Source organism: Microbacterium sp. A93, from assembly GCF_051842835.1.
The window spans coordinates 1-1,222 of sequence record NZ_JBPXMT010000032.1 but is presented as its reverse complement, the minus strand read 5'-3'; the positions used below and the strand labels follow the sequence as shown (position 1 = coordinate 1,222).

The 1,222-nt window shown below is 61.2% G+C and carries 1 protein-coding gene; it reads left to right on the top strand.

Annotated features, from left to right (window positions below):
- The first annotated feature begins 101 nt into the window (after nucleotides 1–101).
- Complete coding sequence (locus tag ACSU1G_RS34570; protein WP_439286189.1) at nucleotides 102–1,148, top strand: NADPH:quinone oxidoreductase family protein; 1,047 nt, start codon at nucleotides 102–104, stop codon at nucleotides 1,146–1,148.
- Nucleotides 1,149–1,222 lie beyond the last annotated feature (74 nt).

Genomic DNA, 1,222 nt, shown 5'->3' with positions numbered 1-1,222 from the left:
TTCGAATTCGTAGACGAACCCGTGCGGGACGCAGCCGGCAAAGTACGTCGTCAGAATCTGCGCGACGCCCGAATCAACCCCGCGTCAGGTGCAGGTGCGCAATGAGGCGCCCCGTTATGCAAGCGTGGGTCAGCCACGAACCGGGCGAGCCCTCGTCTCTGCGCCTAGAAGAGGTACCTGTCCCCGCACCAGGGCCAAACGAGGTCCTGGTGCGGGTGCAAGGCGTCGGGATCAATTTTCCGGATTCACTGATCATCGCCGACCGCTACCAAGTACGTCCGCCACGGCCGTTCACTCCGGGCTCCGAATTCTGCGGTGACATCGTCGCTGTCGGAGCAGCGGTATCAACGCATCAAGTCGGCGCGCTCGTCGCGGGCTTTGGGCGGGGCGCGCTTGCTGAATACGTGACGGTAGACGCAACGCAGGTGATCCCTCTGCCTGCCGGAACCTCCCCAATCGACGCGGCAGCGCTACTTTTCACCTACACCACCGCGTACTACGCGCTCCGCGATGTCGGCGAGGTCCGTAGTGGCGAGACCGTGGTCGTCCTTGGTGCTGGCGGCGGCGTTGGCACAGCGACAGTAGAACTGGCAAGAGCACTTGGCGCCACGGTCATCGCCTGTGCATCCAGCCGCGAGAAGGTTGCCTTCGCCGAAACAGCCGGAGCCGACACCACCATCGTCTACGACCCGACCCTGAAAACCAGTCAAGAGCAGAAACAGTTCACCCGCGCCCTGTGCGAAGCCGCTCCGCAGGGAATCGATCTCGTACTCGATCCCGTAGGTGGCCCTTATGCTGAGCCCGCCCTGCGAAGCCTCGCGCCAGGAGGCCGATATCTGGTCGTCGGATTCACCGCCGGAATTCCACGAATCCCGCTGAACGTTCCTCTCCTGGCCAGCAGCTCCATCATCGGCGTCGACTGGAGCCACCTCGTTCGACAGAATCCCGACCGGAACACGCAGCTCATGGTTGAGTTGGTCGACATGTGGCAGCGGAACCTGATCAGGCCGCGCGTCTCCCGTCAGTTCGATTTCGTCGATGCCCCCACAGCAATCGACTTCGTTGCAAGTAGACGGGTAAAAGGAAAAGTCGTCGTTGCCCTTGCCAGACAGCCTCAAGAAAACGCAACTCCCCACGATAGAAAGTGAAAAGACATGGATTTCGAACTGACGAAGGAACAACGGGACCTCCAGCACCGTGCACGAGAATTCATCAACACGGA